The 15,152-nt window shown below is 63.4% G+C and carries 16 protein-coding genes; 7 read left to right on the forward strand and 9 right to left on the reverse strand.

The annotated features are described in order from the left end of the window. Positions 1 to 59: 59 nt before the first annotated feature. Positions 60 to 188, reverse strand: coding sequence for a hypothetical protein (locus GV818_RS34345; protein ID WP_256667397.1), 129 nt, complete (start codon positions 186 to 188; stop codon positions 60 to 62). 171 nt (positions 189 to 359) lie between these two features. Here GV818_RS34345 and GV818_RS04585 point away from each other — a divergent pair, with 171 nt between their 5' ends. After that, positions 360 to 548 (forward strand): hypothetical protein, encoded by a 189-nt coding sequence (locus GV818_RS04585; protein ID WP_161754987.1) that lies wholly within the window; start codon positions 360 to 362, stop codon positions 546 to 548. 17 nt (positions 549 to 565) lie between these two features. Here the strand turns inward: GV818_RS04585 and GV818_RS04590 are convergent, their stop codons facing one another. Continuing rightward, positions 566 to 946 carry a fe2+ zn2+ uptake regulation protein gene (locus GV818_RS04590; RefSeq protein ID WP_161754985.1) on the reverse strand — a complete coding sequence of 127 codons (381 nt, stop codon included), beginning with the start codon at positions 944 to 946 and terminating at the stop codon, positions 566 to 568. A gap of 296 nt (positions 947 to 1,242) precedes the next feature. On the opposite strand from GV818_RS04590, the gene pvdQ reads away from it, so the two are divergent. After that, complete coding sequence (gene pvdQ, locus GV818_RS04595; RefSeq protein ID WP_161775903.1) at positions 1,243 to 3,579, forward strand: bifunctional acylase PvdQ; 2,337 nt, start codon at positions 1,243 to 1,245, stop codon at positions 3,577 to 3,579. Positions 3,580 to 3,628: 49 nt separating this feature from the next. Here pvdQ and GV818_RS04600 read toward each other — a convergent pair whose 3' ends face one another. Next, the gene (locus tag GV818_RS04600) at positions 3,629 to 4,633 is read right to left on the reverse strand and encodes a FecR family protein (RefSeq protein ID WP_161775904.1); all 1,005 of its coding nucleotides are present in this window, start codon (positions 4,631 to 4,633) and stop codon (positions 3,629 to 3,631) included. 330 nt (positions 4,634 to 4,963) lie between these two features. Here GV818_RS04600 and GV818_RS04605 point away from each other — a divergent pair, with 330 nt between their 5' ends. Beyond that, complete coding sequence (locus GV818_RS04605) at positions 4,964 to 6,001, forward strand: Ldh family oxidoreductase (protein WP_161754978.1); 1,038 nt, start codon at positions 4,964 to 4,966, stop codon at positions 5,999 to 6,001. 64 nt (positions 6,002 to 6,065) lie between these two features. Here GV818_RS04605 and GV818_RS04610 read toward each other — a convergent pair whose 3' ends face one another. Further along, positions 6,066 to 6,386, reverse strand: a complete 321-nt coding sequence (locus tag GV818_RS04610; protein ID WP_161754976.1) for a DUF883 family protein — start codon at positions 6,384 to 6,386, stop codon at positions 6,066 to 6,068. A 240-nt stretch (positions 6,387 to 6,626) separates the two neighbouring features. Here GV818_RS04610 and GV818_RS04615 point away from each other — a divergent pair, with 240 nt between their 5' ends. After that, on the forward strand, positions 6,627 to 6,881 hold the full coding sequence (locus tag GV818_RS04615) for a hypothetical protein (protein WP_161754974.1): 255 nt from the start codon (positions 6,627 to 6,629) through the stop codon (positions 6,879 to 6,881). Here the strand turns inward: GV818_RS04615 and GV818_RS04620 are convergent. Further along, on the reverse strand, positions 6,853 to 7,788 hold the full coding sequence (locus tag GV818_RS04620) for a LysR family transcriptional regulator (RefSeq protein WP_161775905.1): 936 nt from the start codon (positions 7,786 to 7,788) through the stop codon (positions 6,853 to 6,855). The genes GV818_RS04615 and GV818_RS04620 overlap by 29 nt on opposite strands. 84 nt (positions 7,789 to 7,872) lie before the next feature. On the opposite strand from GV818_RS04620, the gene GV818_RS04625 reads away from it, so the two are divergent. Then, positions 7,873 to 8,793 carry a carbon-nitrogen hydrolase family protein gene (locus tag GV818_RS04625; protein WP_161775906.1) on the forward strand — a complete coding sequence of 307 codons (921 nt, stop codon included), beginning with the start codon at positions 7,873 to 7,875 and terminating at the stop codon, positions 8,791 to 8,793. A gap of 13 nt (positions 8,794 to 8,806) precedes the next feature. On the opposite strand, the gene GV818_RS04630 is transcribed toward GV818_RS04625, so the two are convergent. After that, entirely contained in the window at positions 8,807 to 9,355 is a 549-nt protein-coding gene (locus GV818_RS04630) for a GNAT family N-acetyltransferase (RefSeq protein ID WP_161775907.1), read from the reverse strand. Beyond that, positions 9,352 to 10,266 carry a LysR substrate-binding domain-containing protein gene (locus tag GV818_RS04635; protein WP_161775908.1) on the reverse strand — a complete coding sequence of 305 codons (915 nt, stop codon included), beginning with the start codon at positions 10,264 to 10,266 and terminating at the stop codon, positions 9,352 to 9,354. Before GV818_RS04635 ends, GV818_RS04630 begins: the two co-directional genes overlap by 4 nt. 127 nt (positions 10,267 to 10,393) lie before the next feature. On the opposite strand from GV818_RS04635, the gene GV818_RS04640 reads away from it, so the two are divergent. Beyond that, positions 10,394 to 11,956: an MFS transporter gene (locus tag GV818_RS04640; RefSeq protein ID WP_161775909.1), complete on the forward strand. Its 1,563-nt coding sequence runs from the start codon at positions 10,394 to 10,396 to the stop codon at positions 11,954 to 11,956. Here GV818_RS04640 and GV818_RS04645 read toward each other — a convergent pair. Continuing rightward, positions 11,932 to 13,185 (reverse strand): ferredoxin reductase family protein, encoded by a 1,254-nt coding sequence (locus tag GV818_RS04645; RefSeq protein ID WP_161775910.1) that lies wholly within the window; start codon positions 13,183 to 13,185, stop codon positions 11,932 to 11,934. The two genes, GV818_RS04640 and GV818_RS04645, sit on opposite strands and share 25 nt — an antisense overlap. Positions 13,186 to 13,707: 522 nt before the next feature. On the opposite strand from GV818_RS04645, the gene glsB reads away from it, so the two are divergent. Next, positions 13,708 to 14,616 (forward strand): glutaminase B, encoded by a 909-nt coding sequence (glsB, locus tag GV818_RS04650; RefSeq protein WP_161754959.1) that lies wholly within the window; start codon positions 13,708 to 13,710, stop codon positions 14,614 to 14,616. Positions 14,617 to 14,623: 7 nt separating this feature from the next. On the opposite strand, the gene GV818_RS04655 is transcribed toward glsB, so the two are convergent. Continuing rightward, the gene (locus GV818_RS04655) at positions 14,624 to 15,085 is read right to left on the reverse strand and encodes an LEA type 2 family protein (protein ID WP_161754957.1); all 462 of its coding nucleotides are present in this window, start codon (positions 15,083 to 15,085) and stop codon (positions 14,624 to 14,626) included. Between the last annotated feature and the right edge of the window lie 67 nt (positions 15,086 to 15,152).

Here is a 15,152-nt window from a genome sequence, read left to right on the forward strand (position 1 = left end):
GGGCGTGGGTTGGACGGGATAGAGGGTTCAGGCGCTGGCCGATGGGCTGGCCGGATGACTCAGCGGTGGTAGTAGCCCGGGCCGCCATCGTAGTAGCGGTGATGCCAGCCATCATGGGGCATGATGATGCAGCCCGACAGGGTCAGCATGGCCAGCAGGGGAATCAGCAGTGTGATTCGACGGAACATTGATCAATCCTCAAGGGCTCGGGGAACACGACAGGGCGACAGGCAAGAAAAAACTCCTTGGCGCCTGTACCATGTGACCCCGATTTGTGTCGCCCATCCCCGAATCCGGGTATGTGCTTGGCATCGCCCTTGATACACAGCAGATACAATTTCAGCTTCAGGATCCCTGCAATGACTCAGTCACAACGCTTGAAATACTCGATTCTGATTTCCCTGGTGGTACTGGGAATCATGCTTGGCCTTTCCTACCTGCAAAACAACGGTGTCATCAGCGAAAAGATGTTCCAGTACATCGCCATTGGTGTGGCGGTGGTCGTGGTAGTGATCAATGGCGTGATGCGCCGCAAGGTCAAGCCTTGAGCCAGGGGCGGGCCGCCTCAGGCATGGCCATCTAGGACCGCTGCGGCCTGCTGGTGCAGGCTGTAGCTCTTGTCCGCATTGAGGGTGATCACGCCCTCGCTGCACAGCCGCTTCAAGACTTCCCGGACACTCAGAAACGACAGTGGAATGTCCAATTCCAGCAGTTGGCTGTGGATGCCGCGCACTCCCAGGGAGCGCTCGCTCTGGTTGGCGACGAGCAGGGCATCGATGACTTTCAGGCGTATCAGGCTGGTGCGCAGGCCGAAGCTTTTCAGCAGGTGCTTGATCCGTTCGTTACTGTTGCGCTCGGCGTTCTTGCCGAAGACACCGGCGCCGGCATTCAGGGAAGGCGTGTTGTTCACGGTGATGCCGTCCATTGGCAGTTGCGGGTTGTACATGCAAAAACTCCTTATCAGAGCCTGATCAGGAAAAGAATGATGGATGCTCTAGTCATTAGACGAACGAGCACGGCAAATCATGAGGCTGCAGATGTAGAAAATTTGTCAGTATCAAGTCGCTGACATGTCATGACGGTGACTTGGGGGACCACGGCTTAAATTTTTTCCATCGACTTCGTCTTTATGGGCAGGCAGGCGCCGGTTGATCCGTGCGCGGCTGGATTTCCAGACTGGCGGCATTGCCCACCGCTCCTGCACACCAGTCCTGGTTCTGTATTTCTGCATCAGGAGTCGGCGTGATCATTTCCAGGCAGTTACCGCATTTTTGCCTTGCAACCCTGTTTCTCAGCCTCAGCTGTGGCGCTCATGCGCTGGCGCAGCCAGAGGAAATTCGTGCCGAGATTCGTCGCACCAGCTTTGGTGTGCCGCATATCCGCGCCGCCGACGAGCGCGGCCTGGGGTATGGCATTGGTTACGCCTATGCGCAGGACAACCTGTGCTTGATGGCCAACGAAGTGCTGACGGTGAATGCCCAGCGTTCGAAGTACTTCGGTGCCGAAGGGCAAACCCTGGAAGAGCGGGACAACCTCAGTAGCGACCTGTTCTTCAGCTGGCTGAACCGCCCTGAGGCGGTGATCGCGTTCTGGCAGGCACAGACCCCGGCGGTGCGCGAGCGCATGCAGGGTTATGTCGAGGGTTACAACCGTCAATTGGCGGAACGCCAGAGCCAGGGCTTGCCCGAACAATGCCAGGGTGACTGGGTGCGGCCGCTGGCGACCTCGGACCTGGTAAAACTGACCCGCAGATTGCTGGTGGAAGGCGGTGCCGGGCAGTTCGCTGAAGCCTTGGCCGGGGCCACGCCGCCGAGCTCCACGGTACAGGCGGCGTTGACCGGCAAGGACTGGCAGTTGGCGGCCAACCGGTCGCAGCGCTTCGCCCTGGACCGTGGCAGCAACGCCGTGGCCATCGGCAGCGAGCGTTCGTTCAACGGTCGCGGGATGCTGTTGGCCAATCCACACTTTCCCTGGGTGGGGGGCATGCGTTTCTATCAGATGCACCTGACCATTCCAGGGCAGCTGGATGTGATGGGGGCGGCCTTGCCCGGCCTGCCGCTGATCAATATCGGTTTCAACCAGCACCTGGCCTGGACCCACACCGTGGACACCTCCAAGCACTTCACCCTGTACCGCTTGCAACTGGACCCCAAGGACCCGACCCGCTATCTGCTGGACGGCCGCTCGCAGCCTCTGGAACGTCAGGTCGTGACGTTGCAGAGCAAGGGGCCGGACGGCCAATTGCAGAGCCAGTCGCGAACCCTCTACAGCTCAGTCTTCGGGCCCATCGTGCAGTGGCCGGGGAAACTGGATTGGGACCACAAATATGCCTACAGCCTGCGTGATGCCAACCTCGACAACACCCGGGTGCTGGCCCAGTGGTATGCCATGAACCAGGCTGGCAGCGTCGCCGGCCTGCAAGACAGCGTGCACCAGCTGCAGGGTATTCCCTGGGTCAATACCCTGGCAGTGGACGACCAGGGGCGAACTGTCTACATGAACCAGTCGGTGGTGCCCAATGTCACCCAGGCCAAGCTGGCGCTGTGCAGCGATCCGCGCGTGGGCACTCAGGTCATTGTGCTTGATGGCTCCCGCAGCGCCTGCGCCTGGGATCTCGACCCGGCGGCGGCCCAGCCAGGAATCTTTGCCGCCAGCCAACTGCCGCAACTGGCCCGCAATGACTACCTGCAGCATTCCAACGACTCGGCCTGGATGGTCAACCCGGCGGCGCCGCTGCAAGGTTTCTCACCGGTGATCAGCCAGCAGGATGTGCCGCTGAAGATGCGTGCGCGTTTTGCCCTGGATCGCCTGAGCCGGATGCACAAGGCGCAGGTCAGCGACTTGCAGCACATGGTCAGCGATCAACAGGTGTACCTGGCCGGCCAGGTGATGCCGGACCTGCTGCAGTTCTGTGAGCAGGACCTGGGCCAGGATGCTCAGCGGCTGCAGTCGCTGTGCACCAGCCTGAAGTCCTGGGACCGCAGCGCCGGCTTGCAAGCGGGCCTGGGTTTCGTGCATTTCCAGGGCATCATGCAGCCGCTGTTGCAGAATCCGGATGTTTGGCGAGTAGCCTTTGATCCCAAGGACCCGCAGCACACGCCACGTGGCTTGGCCATCGGTCGTGCGCCGGTGGCCCAGGCCCTGCGTGAGGCGATGCTGGCCTCGGCGCAACAAGTGGCGGCGGCTGGTCTTGGCGCTGATGTGCGCTGGGGCGATATCCAGCAAGTGAGCCAGGGTGGTCAGCCGACCCCGGTGCCGGGAGGCCCTGAAAACCTCGGGGTGTACAACGCTATCCAGAGCGTGCCCGGTGCTGACGGCAAGCGCGAGGTGGTGAGCGGCACCAGCTACTTGAATGTGGTCAGCTTTGATGAGCAAGGCCCGCAGGCACAGGGGCTGCTGGCGTTTTCCCTGTCCAGCGACCCGGCGTCAGCGCATTTTCGCGATCAGACCGAGGCCTTCGCCAGGAATCAGTGGCGCGTGCTGCCGTTCACCGAGGCGCAGATCCGCGCCGACGGCCAGTATCAGTCACAGTTGATCCACGAGCCGCGCAAGGCGCCGGTGCCCTTGGCGCTGAAGTGATGAACGAAGGCTGAGACAACCGAAGGCCGCCCCCGCAATGGGGCGGCCTTCAGCTTTTTGGCGGGGACTGTGGCAGTGAGTTGATCACCGGGTTGCCGTCGCGATTACGGGTCAGGTACACCGGCAGGACCTTGGGCAGCGAGGTCAGCAGGCTCTTGATCTCCCGGGTGTCGTAGATGCCGCCGACGCGGATCTTGCCGGTGTTGCTGTCGGCGACCTGCGCCGGTGTCTCCAGGTAGCGGTTGATCAGCGGCAAGGCCTCGCTGAGGGGCAGGTTGTCCAGTACCAGCTTGCCGTCACGCCAGGCCAGTGAGCTGTCGTTGCTGTAGGTCTGGCTGATTTGTGGCTCGAAGTCGCCGGCCTTGTAGCGAGCCTGCATGCCGGGCTCCAGGCGAAAGCCCGCGCCGGGCAGGGCGCTGTTGCTGCTCACCAGCACCGAGCCCTGGAGCAGGGTGACCCGCACCTGGTCCTCGTACATCCAGACGTTGAACCGGGTGCCGGTCACCTTGACCTGGCCGCTGGCGGCCTTGACCACGAATGGGTGCGTGAGGTCGTGGCTGACCTTGAAGAAGGCTTCGCCTTTCCTCAGGGTGACCCGGCGCTGGTCCTTGTAGTTGCTGTAGGTCAGGGCGCTGCCCAAGTTCAGCTCCACCTGGCTGCCGTCGGCCAGGGTCACGCTGCGCATGCTGTCATCTGCTTCGAAGCGCTCATAGGACGACGGTAGCCAGCCCAGTTCCCAGCCGCTGTAGGCCGCCAGGGGCAGGGTGCATAGGGCGATCGCCGCAGCCACTCCGTAGTGTTGCCAGGAGCGCCGAGGGGCCGGCTTGATCACGGGGGTGTCGGTCAGTGTGGAAGGGGGCAGTTGATCGGCCACTTCCCATATTTCACGCATCGCTTCGTATTCGAAGGCGTGCAGGGGGTCGGCATCATGCCATTGCTGAAAGGCCAGACGTTCTGCATCGCTGCAGTCGGGTTCATGCAAGCGCATGCACCATTGCGCCGCAGCTTGGGTGATGGCGTCGTATTCGGCTTCTGAGAGGATCTGTTCGCTCATTGACTCTTCCTGATTTCCGACATTCTACCCTCCGCGGCAAGCCTTGTAGAACAGCCGTCATGGCTAATGCGCATCAAAGTGAACTTATTTTCATCTGTGGGCCGCTAAAAACACGTTGTGTATCGAAAGTGTCTACAAATGGAGGGGGGGATGCGGCGCAATACCCTTCCAGACCACCAGTTATCCGCCTATAAAATCCCCCGCCAAAAACATAAATCTGGCCCCATTTCTGCAAGCCCCAGCAGATGGTTGACACGCCCTGATCCCGCCGTTGTTTAATCCCCCAGTCACACGCTGTCGCCCCCTCCAATAATTACACTGGAGCTTCAGATGTCTGCATCATCCCCGGTTATCGAAACTCCCACCGAATACCTCTCGCTGGCAGCACTCGTACAGTTGCTGGAAACCATCTTCCAACGCCATGGTTGCAGCGCCGAAGTGGCCCGCTGCCTGGCTGAGAACTGCGCAAGTGCCGAGCGCGACGGCGCCCACAGTCATGGCGTGTTCCGCATCCCCGGTTATGTCTCGACCCTCGCCAGTGGCTGGGTCAACGGCCAGGCGCTGCCGGTGATAGAGGACGTCGCCCCGGCTTTCGTGCGTGTCGACGCGGCCAATGGCTTCGCCCAGCCGGCCCTGGCCGCCGCCCGCAAACTGCTGGTCAGCAAGGCGCGCAACGCCGGTATCGCGGTGCTGGCGATCCGCAACTCGCACCACTTCGCCGCACTCTGGCCAGACGTCGAGCCTTTTGCCGAAGAGGGGCTGGTAGCCCTGAGCGTGGTCAACAGCATGACCTGCGTGGTGCCCCACGGCGCCGATCGGCCACTGTTTGGCACCAACCCGATTGCCTTTGCCGCGCCCCAGGCCCACGGCCAGCCGATTGTCTTCGACCTGGCCACCAGCGCCATCGCCCACGGCGATGTGCAGATCGCCGCGCAAAAGGGTGAACGCCTGCCCCTGGGCATTGGCGTCGACAGCCTGGGGCAGCCGACCCAGGACCCCAAGGCGATCCTCGAGGGCGGTGCCTTGTTACCGTTTGGCGGTCATAAAGGTTCGGCGCTTTCGATGATGGTCGAGTTGCTCGCCGCCGCGCTGACCGGAGGCAATTTCTCGTTCGAGTTCGACTGGTCCAACCATCCTGGGGCCAAGACGCCGTGGACCGGGCAGCTGCTGATTGTCATCGATCCGAGCAAGGCCGCCGGGCAGAGCTTTGCCGAACGCAGCCAGGAGTTGGTGCGGCAGATGCACGCCGTGGGACTCAAGCGCTTGCCGGGGGATCGCCGCCATCAGCAGCGTGAGCGCTCGCAGCAGCGTGGGATCGCCATTGCCCTTGAGCAGTTGCAGCAGTTGCAGGCGTTGGCGCAGGAGTGAAATGCCAGGCACAAAAAAGGCCAGGCGGCCGCTGGCGCGCCTGGCCTTGCAGGGGCTGCTCAGGTTACGAGCGACGGCCCAGCAACAGGCCCACCACCAGGCCGAAGCCGGCGGAGATGGCCACGGTCTGCCACGGGTGACCACCAATGTATTGTTCGGTGGCATCCATCACCGGCTTGCTGCGTTCACGCACATTGTTCACTGAGTCCAGTGCCTGCTTGAGCTTGAGGCTCACTTGCTGGCGCAGGCTTTCACCTTCTTCGCCAATCAGGTTGACGCTGTTCTTCAGCAGTTTTTCCGATTCTTCAATCAGCGCCTGCAACTCGCTGAATGCCTGGTCCTTGATTTGATCGTTTTCCGCTTGCGCGGCAGATTTACGAGCCATGAAGTTTTTCCTTGAAAGTGTGCCTTTGCTGCAGTGTGCAATCAGAGCCGTTGTAGAGCGCCTCCCTTGCGAGTCGAGCGCAGCCTGCAGCAGCGGTTACAGGTGATGGGGTGACCAGCAATGGAGTCTGGCGCGAGGGCAAAAGTTGCAGCTATTTTGCGTCTTGCTCGTCACCCTGGGGTAAACCCGTCAGCCCCTACAGTGTAAGATGTCGGCTATTTTACGCAGCAGGAATTTCCCATGAGTTTCAATCTGGCTGACAAGCCACTGGCCGAGCGTGCCGCCCTCGAGGATGAGAAGTCCCGCCTGTTCGACCTGTGGCAGAGCAACCTGGGCAAGGCCAAGGGCGAGGCCGCGCGACTGTTCGGCGAGCGCGGCAAGCGCAAGGGCAAGTGGGCCGAGTGGGTCCGCGCGGAGCTCGACGGCATGTCGCCGCCGGAGTTTTCCAACATGGTGCGCAGTGAAGTCAATCGGCTGATGGCGGCGAACAAGTAAGCGCAAAACTCTCGACAATCGCGTCGCGCACTTTCACCAGCAGTGGGTCGATCTGCGGGCTGGTACGCCAGCCCAGTTCAATCGGATAACGCGGCAGCGCCAGCGGGCAGGGCAGCAGTTGCAGGCCGGTGAACTCGGCGATGCGCCGAGCGGCATGGGCCGGAATGGTCGCCACCGCCTGGCTGCCCTTGAGCAGAAAGGGCAGTGCGGCAAAGTGTGTGGTCGAGGCGCAGACCTGGCGACTGAGCCCCAGGTTCGCCAGCCCTTCATCGGTGATTCCGATAAACCCTTGTGATGACACCAGCAGGTGTTCGCGTTCGACAAACTCGTCGAGGCTGATTTGTTGCTGTCCAGGGGCCAGGCTCGCCGGGTCTGCCAGGCACAGGTAGTCACCTTCCCCCAGCACCTGGCGGCTGAGCATGCGCTCGGCAAACCCACCGGAGCTGATGGCCAGGTCGACGCTGCGTTGCAACAACGCCTCGGCGACGATCTGGCTGTGGGTCTGGCGGAAGATCAGCCGCAGTTTGGGTGCCCGCCGGGCTACCGCCTCGATCAGGCGCCGGCCGTAGGCGATCTCGAAATCATCCGACAGTCCAACCGTCACCGAGCGGCCCTGATAGTCGGCGCTGTCCGGGGCGACCATGGCCAGGCTCTGGCGGCATTTGTTCAGGGCGTCGCTGACCACCGGCTTCAATTGATTGGCCTTCAGGGTCGGCGCCAGGCCGCGCCCCGTACGCACGAATAATTGATCGTCATACAGAGCCCGCAGGCGGCGCAACGCGGCACTCATGGCTGATTGGGTGACGCCCAGACGCAAGGCGGCACGGCTGGCGCTGGACTCGTCATGCAGGGCTTCGAAGGCCTTGAGCAGGTTGAGATCGACGCTGGCGATATTCATCTGATTCATATCATTAAGCACTGTATTGGGGTTTATCGATGATTAGCGGCCGCCGCAGAATGCGCAATACCTGATCGTTCGAGGAGTTACGCCATGCCCAAGTCCATCGTCGCTGCCCTGCAAATCGGCTCCTTGCCTGAGGGCAAGGGCGCCACCCTGGAGCAGATCCTGTCTTACGAGGGCGCCATCATCGACGCTGGCGCGCAACTGGTGGTGATGCCCGAAGCGCTGCTGGGTGGCTATCCCAAGGGTGAAGGTTTCGGCACTCAGTTGGGTTATCGGCTGCCGGAAGGCCGCGAGGCCTTTGCCCGTTACTTTGCCAACGCCATCGACGTGCCTGGTGCGGAAACCGAGGCCCTGGCCGGTCTCTCGGCCCGCACCGGGGCCAACCTGGTGGTGGGGGTGATCGAGCGCAGCGCCAGCACCCTGTACTGCACGGCGCTGTATTTCGACCCGCAGTCGGGGCTGCAGGGCAAGCACCGCAAGTTGATGCCCACCGGCACCGAGCGGTTGATCTGGGGCCAGGGCGACGGCTCGACCTTGTCGGTGCAGGACACCCAGGTCGGCCGGGTCGGCGCGGTGATCTGCTGGGAAAACATGATGCCGTTGCTGCGCACGGCGATGTACGCCCAGGGCATCGAGGTCTGGTGCGCGCCGACGGTGGACGAGCGCGAGATGTGGCAGGCGAGCATGCGTCATATTGCCCATGAGGGCCGTTGTTTTGTGGTCAGCGCCTGCCAGGTGCAGGCTTCACCCCGGGACCTGGGGCTGGAGATTGCCCACTGGCCGGCAGAGCGGCCGTTGATCGCCGGTGGCAGCGTGATCATCGGGCCCATGGGCGAGGTGCTGGCCGGGCCCTTGGTGGGCCACGCCGGGTTGCTCAGCGCCGAGATCGACACCGACGATCTGGTGCGGGCTCGCTATGACTATGACGTGGTCGGTCACTATGCGCGCCCGGATGTGTTTGAACTTAGCGTGGACCTGCAACCTCGTCCGGGCGTGCGTTTTACCTGAGCGGCGCCGCAGCTCAACGCCGGCGGCGCCATTCCTCGTGGGTGATCTCCCAGATATCCAGGGGGAAGCGCCCGCCGACGAACTCGCCGCTTTCGCTGCGGACCAGGCGCATCCCGCCACGCTCCGAAATCTTCCGCGAGGCCTGGTTCGGCGCGGCCTTGGGCACCCGCATCAGCGGTTGTTCCAGCACCTCGAACCAATACTCGTCCACCACCTGGCAGGCCTCGCTCATGTAGCCCTGGCCCTGCCACTGCGGGGCCAGCCAGAAACCGCGGTTATCGTCGGCTGCCAGCATCAGGCTGATGCTGCCGATCATCTGTTCCGGGGCGCTGCGCAAGCGGATCGTCCAGTGCCATTCCTCGCCCCGGGCCGTGGCCGGCAAGGCCAGGTCCCGCAGGTAGCACAGGGCGCCATCGGCCGGGTAGGGCCAGGGCACCAGCGCATTCAGGTAGCGCACCACCTGCCACTGCGGGAACAGCTGTTGTATGGCCTCGGCATCCGCCAGTTCCAGGGGGCGCAGGAGCAAACGCTCGGTGTGCAGGAGTGGGACCTTGTCGATCATGTCTGGGGTTCCTTGTAGGGCTTGCCGAGGACCAGCCGCTGGCTGAGAAAATCGACGAAGACCCGTAGTTTTGGCAGCAGGTGGCGACTGCTGGGCCAGAGAATGGAGAACTTGCCGCGTTCGCTCTGGTAGTCATCGAGCACCGAGACCAGGGAGCCTTCGGCGAGGGCGTTACACACCACGAATTCCGGCACGTAGGCAATGCCCAGGCCCTGGCTGGCGGCATGGATCAGCGATTCCAGGTTGTTGCTGGTCAGGGCGCTCCCCAACACCAGGGGCGGCGCCGCGTCCGGCAATTGCAGGCGCCATTGCTGCAGCTGGGTACCGCCGGGGAATTTGTAGCGCAGGCAGGCGTGCTGTTCCAGGTCCCTCGGGGTGTGTGGTGTGCCTCGCTGGGCGAAATAACCGGGGGCGCCGATCAGCACGAAACCAAAGGGCCCCAGGCTACGGGACTTGAGTTGCGAGTCCGCCAGTTCGCCGCTGCGAATCACCGCGTCGACACCCTCGGCGATCACGTCGATCAGCCGGTCGTTGAAGTCCAGGTCCAGCTCGATGTCCGGATAGCGCGCGGAGAACTCCGGAAGAATCGGCAGCAGCATGCGGTAGCCGATGGCCGGCAGGCTGACCCGCAAGCGGCCACGTGGCGTGTCGCTGATCCGCGCCAATTCGGCTTCTGCCTCTTGTACCTCGTCGACGATGCGCTGGCCGCGCTCGTAGAACAGCGCGCCCTCATCGGTCAGGCTGATGCGCCGGGTACTGCGGTTCAGCAGGCGCACGCCGAGCCGTTGCTCAAGGCGTGCCAGGGCCTTGCCAACGGCCGAGGCGGACAGCCCCAGGCGCTCGCCGGCCCCTACCAGGCTGCCGCTCTGGACCACGCTGACAAACACTTGCAAGCCGCTAAGGTTGTCCATCGCTCACCTCGACTAAAGCGTTTTTGTCCGTAAAGACCGGAAGAATGCCCTGTTTTTTGCCTATTGCGGCATACCTACCATGGATTTTTCTTCAAGCAACCCTGGCTACCAGGGCTGAGAGGTGTGAATGAATCCTGAATTCGACTTGACCCAGGGGCCCCTGGCCCCGACCCGCGAACCGCTGGCCTACGGCGTGCTGGCGGCGGTGTGCCTGGCGGCGCTGATGCTGCCTCTGACCTTTGTCGGAGTGGCGGTGGCGACCCCGGCCATTGGCCGCGAACTGGGAGGCAGTCCCCTGGCCCTGAGCTGGACCACCAACGCCTTCATGCTGACGTTCGGCAGTGTGTTGATGGCGGCCGGGACCCTGGCCGACGAGTTCGGCCGCAAACGCCTGTTCAGCCTCGGCGTGGCGCTGTTCGGCCTGACCTCCCTGGCCCTGGTGTTCGTGCCGTCGCTGCTGTGGCTGAATCTGCTGCGCGGGGTTCAGGGGCTGGCCGGCGCTGCTGCCCTGGCCGGAGGTTCGGCGGCCCTGGCCCAAGCCTTCGACGGGCCTGGACGAACCCGGGCCTTCAGCTTGTTGGGCACCACCTTCGGCGTCGGCCTGGCGTTCGGGCCGATCCTCGCCGGGGTCCTGGTCGAGCATGCCGGCTGGCGCGGGATTTTCCTTTCCGGCGCACTGATCGGCGGCCTGTCCCTGGGCTTTGGCGTGCCGCGCATGCTGGAGTCCACGGACCCCGAAGCCCGGGGTGTGGATTGGCCCGGCACCTTGAGCTTCACCCTGGCCCTGGTGCTGCTGACCTGGGGCATCCTGCAGGCGCCGCAAAGTGGCTGGAGCAGTCCCTGGGTCGTGCTGTTGCTGCTGGGTGCGCTGCTGGCCCTGTGGCTGTTCATTGTCGTCGAGCGCCGGGCGGCGCGGCCGATGCTCGACCTGTCACTGTTTCGCTACGCGCGCTTTGTCGGGGTGCAGGTGCTGCCCATCGCCACGTGTTACTGCTACGTGGTGTTGCTGATCCTGCTGCCGATCCGCTTTATCGGCGTCGAGGGCTACAGCGCGATCGACGCCGGGATGCTGATGATCGCCTTGTCTGCACCGATGCTGGTGGTGCCGTTCGCCGCGGGCTGGCTCCACCGCTGGTTCAGTGCCGGCAACCTGTCGAGCCTGGGCTTGGTGGTGGCCGCTGGCGGGTTGTTCTGGCTCAGCCGGGTGGGGCCAGGCCAGGCGCCTATCGAGCGGGTTTGGCCGTTGCTGGTGATCGGTCTGGGCAGCGGCCTGCCCTGGGGCTTGATGGACGGGTTGTCGGTGAGCGTGGTGCCCAAGGAGCGGGCGGGCATGGCCAGCGGCATCTTCAGCACCACCCGGGTCGCCGGCGAAGGCATTGCCCTGGCCTTGGTGGTGGCGCTGCTGGCGGGCCTGGTCCAGCACGCCTTGGGCACTGTGGCAGGGCCGGCGGAGTCAGTGATGCTCGCGGCCCGGCAACTGGCCGGAGGTGACTTGGCGGCCAGCGTCGCATCCTTGCCGGCGTTGCAACCGCAAGCGCTGCAGCAGGCATATGCCGAGGCATTCAGCCAGCTGTTGCAGGTGTTGATGATCATTACCCTGCTGGCGGCGGCAGTGGTCCGGGTGGCGCTGCATGAGCCACGCCACCCAGGGCCGAGGTCGACTGATCAGCGGAACTCGAAAAACTCGTAGTGCAGGTTGCCTTCGGGAATCTTGCACTCGTTCATCAGTTCGCGGACCTGGCCCAACAGGCCCTTGGGCCCGCAGAAGCTGATCTGGATCTGCTGGGGATCGGTCTGTGCGGCGGTGTGTCTCAGGGTCTGCGCCAACGACTCGGTACCGCCGCTGTTGGCGACGAAGTCCACGCCTCGGGCCTGGGCCATGCCTTGCAGGGTATCGACGCTGGGAAAAGCCCGGGACGGGTTGTAGCAGTACACCAGGGTGGCCTTGTCGAACTGTCCGGCGGCCTCGTCCTGCAGCCAGGAAATGAACGGCGAGATGCCGACCCCGCCACCGATCCAGATCTCCCGGGCGCCTTCCAGCGGACGCTTGAAGCGACCATAGGGGGCATAGAGGTCCGCGCGCATGCCGACCTTCACCTGCTTGCGCAGTCTTTGCGTGTAGTCGCCCAGGGCGCGGATCACGAACTCGATGCGCCCGTCTTCGCTGTGGGCGCTGGCGATGGTGAAGGGATGGGGCTCGCGCAGGCCCTTTTCCTGCATCGACAGAAAGGCGAACTGCCCTGGCTTGAAGGCAAAGCCCTGGCCCAGGGGCGTCAGTTCCAGGTGCAGGGAGCTCTTTTCCACCTTGACGGCGCTGACCTGGTATTCACCGGCCTTGGCCACCAAGGGGTAGAGCAGCAGCTTGTACAGGGCGCCGAGCACGCCCAGGGCACAGAGCACGGTGAGCCAGATGCCCGACGGCGTGTCCAGGGCAATGGGCGACTTGAAGCTCAGCCAATGCAGGATGACGATCACGAACAGCGGCCCGGAGAGTTTGTGCCACCAGCGCCACTGGCTGTACGGGATGTTGCGGTTCAGCGCCAGGAGCACGATCAGGCCCAGGGCCACGTAACTCAGTTGGCGCACCATGCGCGTCCAGTACTTCGACCATTCGAGGATCGGCACGCTGTTCCATACGTCAAGGTTGGCCTTGAACACCATGTGATAGCTGGCAAACACCAGGGCCCAGATACCCAGCCATTTATGCACTTCATAGACCCGATCGAGGCCGCCGAACAGGCGCTCGACAAAACCCCAGCGGGCGGCCAGCAGGCAGGACACGGCCATGTAGGCCAGGGCTGCACTGCCGAGGATCAGGCTCAGGGTGGCGGAGCTCAGCCAGGTGTCCGAGGGGATCTCCAGCAACAGGGTGCAGGTGGTGATCAGCAGAATGCCGACGATGGTGTGCCAGGTTCTCAAAAGTGCATGACTCCGATTGGGAAATGCCGTCATGGCGAAAGCATCGACTGCTGCAGGTAGCCCGTGGAAACACCAGCGGGCGCTGGCGCAGGGGACGATGCGTGGAGCGGTTCTGTGCGGGGCCAAGGTGGTTATGACAGGTTTAAGGTCGCGCAACCGGAGGCGATTCTAACGCCTAAGCCAGGATGCAGGGTGATCTAAGTCAGCGATCTGTTGCTTACTAAATTGTTGAAAATGATCGAAAATCAATTGTATTTCCATTCCTTGGTCTGCCGCTCGCACCGCTGTGGGTCCCGGCTTGTCGGCGAAGAGTGCCTTGGGGCATGCGCCCGCGTTGCACACGCCTGCGCTGGCCAGCGGAAAGTGGCCCGGGCGCGCCAGCGCGAACTGTAGTTTTTGATCAGCCTGTACGCTCGGTTTTCTGAGCGGCGAGGCCGGCTGCATGTGCTGCGCAGGCCCTGGCGCGCGTCTAGCAGCCATAGCCCCGTCGCCGTATCGGGGCCCGTGATGATGAGCCAGACCATGCAAGCCTTGTTGAACCAGATCCTCGATGAAGTCCGCCCCCTGATCGGCCAAGGCCGAGTCGCCAATTACATTCCAGCCCTGGCGGACGTGCCGGCCAACCAGCTGGGGATTGCCGTGTATGGCAACGATGGCCAGGTGTTCAGCGCCGGTGACGCCGACACGCCATTCTCGGTCCAGAGCATTTCCAAGGTCTTCAGCCTGGTCCAGGCCATCGGCCATTCCGGTGAGGCAATCTGGGAGCGCCTGGGCCACGAGCCCTCGGGGCAGCCGTTCAATTCCCTGGTGCAGTTGGAGTTCGAGCGCGGCCGGCCGCGCAACCCGTTCATCAATGCCGGGGCCCTGGTGATCTGCGACATCAACCAGTCGCGCTTCGCCGCGCCGGCCTTGTCCATGCGTGATTTCGCCCGGCGCCTGTCGGGCAACAGTCAGGTGATGGTGGATGGCCGGGTGGCCGATTCGGAGTATCAGCACCGCGCACGCAATGCGGCCATGGCCTACCTGATGCAGTCCTTCGGTAATTTCCACAACGATGTCGAGGCGGTGCTGCGCAGTTATTTCAGCCATTGCGCCTTGCGCATGAGCTGCGTCGACCTGGCCCGGGCCTTCTGCTTTTTGGCCAGCGACGGCTTTTGCAAGCACAGCGGCGAGCAGATCCTCACGCGCCGGCAGACCCAGCAGGTCAACTCGATCATGGCCACCAGCGGCCTGTACGACGAAGCTGGCAATTTCGCCTATCGGGTCGGCTTGCCGGGCAAGAGCGGTGTCGGCGGGGGGATTGTCGCGGTGGTGCCTGGGCAGTTCACGGTGTGCGTGTGGTCGCCGGAACTCAACGCCGCGGGCAACTCGCTGGTGGGCATGGCCGCGCTCGAACTGCTGAGCCAGCGGATCGGCTGGTCGGTGTTCTGAGGTCGCCTTACCAGGCGCCCGGGTTGCTCAGGCTGATCTGCCCGCGATCAATGAAACGTTGGGTGCCGAACAGGCCACCGGCCAGTTTGCCGCGCAATACGTAGGGCAGGTTGTCGAGACTCTGGGTTTGGCTCAGGCCGAGGGTCTGGCGCAGCACGGAGAAGGCCGAGACGCTCACCGGGATCACCAGGATGTCTTCGGAATAACGGCCGATATGGCCCTGCTGGTCGCTGACCCCGGAAGCCAGTGGGCGGCCGTTGACCTCCAGGTCCAGGGCCACGCCGTTGTAGTCGATGGTGTTTTCATTGGGGTTCTGCAGGCGCAGTTTCACCGCGAAGCGCATTTCCAGGTCCTGGCTCGGCAGCGGCTCGATGCCCACCACATTGATCGCCAGGGGATCGCGGTTGGGCAGCAGGGCGCAGGCGCTCAGGCTGAGGAACAGCAGCGTCAGGGTGATGAGTTTGCGCATGGGTTACCTGTCAGAAGTGAGGGCGAGTCGAGCAGGGCGAAGGTGCTTCGCCCCTGTCGCGGCCGGC

Origin of the sequence: Pseudomonas sp. Fl4BN1 (assembly GCF_009908285.1) — a bacterium.
In the GTDB taxonomy this organism is placed as follows: Bacteria; Pseudomonadota; Gammaproteobacteria; order Pseudomonadales; family Pseudomonadaceae; genus Aquipseudomonas.

Excerpts from the sequence above, each read along its gene's own strand:
- GV818_RS04640 (WP_161775909.1), top strand. The coding sequence starts at position 10,394 with ATGAATCCTGAATTCGACTTGACCCAGGGGCCCCTGGCCCCGACCCGC.
- GV818_RS04620 (WP_161775905.1), bottom strand. The coding sequence starts at position 7,788 with ATGAATCAGATGAATATCGCCAGCGTCGATCTCAACCTGCTCAAGGCC.
- GV818_RS04625 (WP_161775906.1), top strand. The coding sequence starts at position 7,873 with ATGCCCAAGTCCATCGTCGCTGCCCTGCAAATCGGCTCCTTGCCTGAG.
- GV818_RS04630 (WP_161775907.1), bottom strand. The coding sequence starts at position 9,355 with ATGATCGACAAGGTCCCACTCCTGCACACCGAGCGTTTGCTCCTGCGC.
- GV818_RS04585 (WP_161754987.1), top strand. The coding sequence starts at position 360 with ATGACTCAGTCACAACGCTTGAAATACTCGATTCTGATTTCCCTGGTG.
- GV818_RS04600 (WP_161775904.1), bottom strand. The coding sequence starts at position 4,633 with ATGAGCGAACAGATCCTCTCAGAAGCCGAATACGACGCCATCACCCAA.
- glsB (WP_161754959.1), top strand. The coding sequence starts at position 13,708 with ATGCAAGCCTTGTTGAACCAGATCCTCGATGAAGTCCGCCCCCTGATC.
- GV818_RS04590 (WP_161754985.1), bottom strand. The coding sequence starts at position 946 with ATGTACAACCCGCAACTGCCAATGGACGGCATCACCGTGAACAACACG.
- GV818_RS04635 (WP_161775908.1), bottom strand. The coding sequence starts at position 10,266 with ATGGACAACCTTAGCGGCTTGCAAGTGTTTGTCAGCGTGGTCCAGAGC.
- GV818_RS04610 (WP_161754976.1), bottom strand. The coding sequence starts at position 6,386 with ATGGCTCGTAAATCTGCCGCGCAAGCGGAAAACGATCAAATCAAGGAC.
- GV818_RS04655 (WP_161754957.1), bottom strand. The coding sequence starts at position 15,085 with ATGCGCAAACTCATCACCCTGACGCTGCTGTTCCTCAGCCTGAGCGCC.
- GV818_RS04615 (WP_161754974.1), top strand. The coding sequence starts at position 6,627 with ATGAGTTTCAATCTGGCTGACAAGCCACTGGCCGAGCGTGCCGCCCTC.
- GV818_RS34345 (WP_256667397.1), bottom strand. The coding sequence starts at position 188 with ATGTTCCGTCGAATCACACTGCTGATTCCCCTGCTGGCCATGCTGACC.
- GV818_RS04605 (WP_161754978.1), top strand. The coding sequence starts at position 4,964 with ATGTCTGCATCATCCCCGGTTATCGAAACTCCCACCGAATACCTCTCG.